Here is a 4,585-nt window from a genome sequence, read left to right as displayed (position 1 = left end):
GGCATGGATGTTCATCTCGTCAATCAGGCGAATGACACGGCGTATCGCAAGGCTCGAATTTTGAGTCGGGCACTAAGTGGACCGGGCAACCTGCTGCATCGATCCTACGGATTTTGTTCACAATTTGGGAATTCACGAAATTCCCAAATTGATGATTATCTGACTTTTGGGTGGCTGTTAGTGTGACGTTTTCATCTTGCGAGATGAAGCGAAGCGTTGAGCCTCCCGGTCGATGGATTTTGCTCCCCGTTTCTCGGCTCGATCGATCTTCCGGGCAACATATGCCTTGGCGCTTTCTGTCATGGATCGGGGGACAGGAATACCGTGCTCCCTCATTTTGCTATGTGCCCATTTTTCAGCCTGCAATTCTTTTACGTGTACTGGTAATTTTGGCCCATCAAAATGAAGGTGCGCGTGTGCGCATTCATGTAGAAAGACATAAAGGCTTTTGCGTGTAACAGGCCGGGGAGCTTCTATCCGACGTATCTTACCGCCGTATGCAACCCCGGTCAGACGTTTCCTGAATTTTACAGTATAACCTTCAGGAACATAGGACATGCCGATTTGGTAGAACCTGTCGGCGGCAGCGCGACGTGCAGCTTGTAATTCCAGGCCTGTCATAGGTTTCATGCCAGCGTGGGTGGTTTTATTATCAATCATCAAATACTCCTTGTTTTAAAATGACTGAGCATCAGCTAAAAAATGCTGACTTTTAAATTAAAGCATAAAAATACAATAATATCAAATGGTTGGATATGCAGAGGCGGCCGAAATGCCTTGAAAAAGGTATAAACTACCCTGATTTTACCCCCTTAAAATTGAGAATAAATGACATATTGTCGCACTCCTTCTGAAGAAGGAATACGAACCGTTCAAATGTCGATTTGACGAAAAGAATTGGATCGACGAGCCAAGGGCTCGGTGCAATTACGAAGGAGGGATAACCTGGACTGAACCGCCCGGCGTGGCCGTGCCAGACGAACCTTGCGGAAATTGTCACCTCGACCTCAGCCTAAACTTCAGCGACGACAACGGTATATGACCGAACCCCGTGCCATGGACTATTACCGTCACTGTTTTCCAGGTGAGACTATTGCCAAGCTGTGTGGCCATATTGTTGGTTTCTGCCAATCCCGTGGCTTTTGGATTTTTCATCGGCGTTCAAGATCCTGTTTGCGCCGGTGGCTTATTGGTCGCACACTATATCTATTGGCTGGTTAGAGATGGTAGAATGTTAAAAGATATTCCATGGGACATATTCGAGGAAGATGCGCAGGTCATTGATGAAGCCGACATTCCGGTTTGCGAAGGGTGTGCGTATTTTTGTATCCTGAAATATCAAGGTATCGATCGGCTGATCTCACGGCTACGCATTTTCGATTTGGATACCGAATACTGCTATTCGCTGTACGGTCGTTTTTCCCGGAGTGATGCGATCATCCTTGCCGGTAGTTTACCGCCGGCGCTTGAAGAGTTCGATGGCGTGCTCTGCCTGGTTGGTCAGCTCGAAGTCAGTAGCGGGAGCTTCCATGGAACCGCCCCCACGACCCCACCTGCAACCAAATACGCACTGAAAGTGGTGGATCCGGGTAACACGACGCTCGCTCGAAATGAGATGTACACAGTCTGGGGTTTGGGAATCCGTCTTTGTTCCGCGCACCAAGTTGAAATAGCTAGCTTTGCCGATGAGGAAGCGGTGCGTCGGGCGATCGAAAACACAGCCGAAGCTGAATGTCTGACGGACGATGAGTGAGGTGCACAAGATCAGAGCATTGGGTCCCGGGAAGACTAAATGATAGTTACCGTTTGGGATAATGACCATCACGGAGTTATCCGTGATGTGCAAGTCCTGGGCCCATAGGCGGCAATGAACTCGACGGGTCGGGAGTTAATAATATATTAAAAACAATATCTTAGCAAAAATCGCGTAAGTATAATTATGGAACTACGACACCGCCGAGAAGCACGTTGATTTCGCGATACTCCGAGAAGTCGACTAGATCCTGTGGGTGACTGACCTGCCACTGAACTTCCATCCAGCAGCGATTAGCGCCTCGGCGGTTTGGTACGCCAAGTGGCGCCGTGGGAGCAACCGGTGGAAACGTCTAGCTTTCACATTGCGCAGCGTGAGAACGGGTTGCGGCGATGGTCCGGCTTAGGCAGCCAGGGTCTGACATTCGAGCGACGAGTGCGGACGAAACGTGTTGTAGTCCTCCGCCCAGTCGGCAATCGTGCTACGGGCAGGATCAAGACCTAAGAAAAGGCCTTGATTGAGCACTCCTCGCGAATGCGGTCGTTGAAAAATCTCGACATCGCCGTTTGCATAGACCCGTCCGGCGTGATGCAGTGCCATACGACCTTGTGGTGTTTAGACCAAGCTAGGATCGCAAAAGGCGTGAATTCAGCGCCATTGTTGGAGACGATCATGCTGGGCAGGCCTAACCTCATCTTCGACCTGATTTATTTCGTCCGCAGCGAGGGCCAGCAGTGGCTGTAAGTGACGTCAGAGGCGAAACGGACCCCTGCAACGAAAATGGGGCCACGACGATCGTGACCCCCTAGTCTTTCGTGCGGACGCTGGCTTCGCTTTCGGTCAAGCCGCGGGACGGGTTCCGGAACCCATCTTCGATCCGGTCTTGAACTGCGCCATCAGGTGATCCAGCGTGGTGGCCTCCTGCACCAGCTGCTGGATCGCTGCGCTTGACTCCTCAACCATCGCAGCATTCCGCTGTGTGTTCTTGTCGATCTGCCCGACGGCCTGGTCGATCTCGGCAAGGCCCTGAGCCTGGCTCTTGGCACCGTCGATAATCTTGCAGATCTCGCGGCTGATCGCCTGAACCTCTGTCGCGATCGTGCTCAAAGCCTCGCCAGCCTGATCGACCAGCGACACGCCATTGCGCACTTCTTCCCCGGACGCGTTGATGAGCGTTTTGATCTCCTTCGCCGCATTGGCGGAGCGCTGAGCAAGTTCGCGGACCTCCTGCGCGACGAGGGCAAAACCCTTTCCGGCCTCACCGGCACGTGCGGCTTCGACGCCGGCGTTCAGCGCAAGCCCGGTGCTCTTCGCAATGGTGCACCGTTCACGGAACTGCCCGAAGCCTTCCGAACGCTGCAACAGCATCTGCTCAAGAAGCTGGGCGTGATCGCGAGATGGTCGACATCCTGGCGTTGGTGCTTCAGCACGACGAGCAAGCCGTGTTGTCGGCCGTCGATATGGCGCTGAAGTCCGGCGTTCCGACCAAGACCCATATCCTGAACCTGCTTCATCGCCTGGTCGACGGCAAATCCGCAACGCCACCCACAATCGACGCGCCTCAGGCGTTGACGCTTACCAACGAACCGAAGGCCAATGTCGAACGCTACGACACTCTGAGAAAGACGGAGGTGCGCCATGCGTCATAATCCCGCGAGTGGAGCGATCGTCATCATGCTCAGGAGCCTGAAGATGCACGGCATGGCTCAGGCCATTGGCGAACTCACCGAACAGGGGTCGCCAGCTTTCGAGGCCGCCATTCCGATCCTGTCGCAGTTGCTCAAAGCGGAAACTGCAGAGCGGGAGGTCAGATCGACCGCCTACCAGCTCAAGATCGCCCGCTTTCCGGCCTATCGCGATCTCAATGGCTTCGACTTCGCCAACAGCGAGATCAACGAGGCGCTCGTGCGTCAGCTCCATCGCTGCGAGTTCGTCGACGAATCCAACAACATCGTGCTTGTCGGCGGACCGGGCACGGGCAAGACCCACATCGCCACAGCCCTTGGCATCCAGGCTATCGAGCACCATCACAAGCGCGTCCGCTTCTTCTCGACGGTTGAACTGGTCAATGCGTTGGAGCAGGAGAAGGCACAGGGGCGCTCCGGGCAAATCGCCAACCGGCTTGTCCATTCCGATCTCGTCATTCTCGACGAGCTTGGATATCTGCCATTCAGCGCGTCAGGCGGAGCATTGCTCTTCCACCTGCTCAGCAAACTTTACGAGCGCACCAGCGTCATCATCACCACCAACCTTAGCTTCAGCGAATGGGCCAGCGTCTTCGGTGACGCCAAGATGACGACGGCGCTGCTCGACCGTCTCACGCACCATTGCCACATCCTCGAAACCGGAAACGACAGCTTCCGCTTCAAAAACAGCTCTGCCCACGAACCTAGAAAAACAAAGGAGAAGACCAAGACCTTGACAACGAACACAGACCAGAAACATACATAAAAGGCGGGTCAAATCTCGGTGGAAATGCCGGGGGTCAGTTCTCATGTTTGGATGCCCCGTTCGATGCAAGGACTTTTTTGACCGCTAGAGCGAGTGATCGGGTGCGTACATGTTTCAGACCTCATGTTGCGGCCATGACATGCCGCGGGCCGGTATGGTGATACGCGGACTGGACTCCAAATCAGTGGAACGAGCTAAAAGCTCCCTGAGAACTACTGGTTTGCCCAATCCCGATCTGTTCGATCATTTGCCCATGCGGATCATGTCCTCCTCACATCGCCGGCACTCCAATTAGAACGTCTACCGGTGTTGTCACGTTAAGTTTCTCTGGCCGGAAAGGCCAGGGGCTCGTAGATATTCAGGCGAAACAGGCCGCAATTT

General features: G+C 53.9%; 6 protein-coding genes and 2 pseudogenes. 5 read left to right on the top strand and 3 right to left on the bottom strand.

The genetic code is table 11. The features are described 5' to 3' along the window. On the top strand, positions 1 to 186 hold a 186-nt coding region (locus HWD97_RS23985), incomplete at its 5' end, for a hypothetical protein (protein WP_371835782.1). Here the strand turns inward: HWD97_RS23985 and HWD97_RS23980 are convergent. Continuing rightward, a complete protein-coding gene (locus HWD97_RS23980) occupies positions 178 to 660 on the bottom strand; it encodes a hypothetical protein (protein ID WP_371835781.1) in 483 nt (160 codons plus the stop codon). The two genes, HWD97_RS23985 and HWD97_RS23980, sit on opposite strands and share 9 nt — an antisense overlap. A gap of 457 nt (positions 661 to 1,117) precedes the next feature. Between HWD97_RS23980 and HWD97_RS23975 the strand changes: the two genes are divergently transcribed. After that, complete coding sequence (locus HWD97_RS23975) at positions 1,118 to 1,753, top strand: hypothetical protein (RefSeq protein ID WP_371835780.1); 636 nt, start codon at positions 1,118 to 1,120, stop codon at positions 1,751 to 1,753. Positions 1,754 to 2,155: 402 nt separating this feature from the next. Here the strand turns inward: HWD97_RS23975 and HWD97_RS23970 are convergent, their stop codons facing one another. Next, positions 2,156 to 2,353, bottom strand: coding sequence for an integrase core domain-containing protein (locus HWD97_RS23970; protein ID WP_371835779.1), 198 nt, complete (start codon positions 2,351 to 2,353; stop codon positions 2,156 to 2,158). Between HWD97_RS23970 and HWD97_RS23965 the strand changes: the two genes are divergently transcribed. Further along, positions 2,297 to 2,497, top strand: coding sequence for a hypothetical protein (locus HWD97_RS23965; RefSeq protein WP_371835783.1), 201 nt, complete (start codon positions 2,297 to 2,299; stop codon positions 2,495 to 2,497). The two genes, HWD97_RS23970 and HWD97_RS23965, sit on opposite strands and share 57 nt — an antisense overlap. Before the next feature lie 132 nt (positions 2,498 to 2,629). On the opposite strand, the pseudogene HWD97_RS23960 reads toward HWD97_RS23965, so the two are convergent. After that, positions 2,630 to 3,052 (bottom strand): annotated as a pseudogene (locus tag HWD97_RS23960) (methyl-accepting chemotaxis protein); the annotation flags it as partial. Here HWD97_RS23960 and HWD97_RS23955 point away from each other — a divergent pair. After that, positions 3,035 to 3,402, top strand: a pseudogene (locus HWD97_RS23955) (IS21 family transposase); the annotation flags it as partial. The pseudogenes HWD97_RS23960 and HWD97_RS23955 overlap by 18 nt on opposite strands. Then, positions 3,392 to 4,204, top strand: a complete 813-nt coding sequence (istB, locus tag HWD97_RS23950; RefSeq protein ID WP_371835778.1) for an IS21-like element helper ATPase IstB — start codon at positions 3,392 to 3,394, stop codon at positions 4,202 to 4,204. The pseudogene HWD97_RS23955 and the gene istB, both read left to right, overlap by 11 nt. Positions 4,205 to 4,585: the final 381 nt, after the last annotated feature.

Origin of the sequence: Ochrobactrum sp. C6C9, from assembly GCF_022627935.1 — a bacterium.
Lineage (GTDB): Bacteria > Pseudomonadota > Alphaproteobacteria > Rhizobiales > Rhizobiaceae > Brucella > Brucella teleogrylli.
This window is presented reverse-complemented; position numbering and strand designations above follow the sequence as displayed.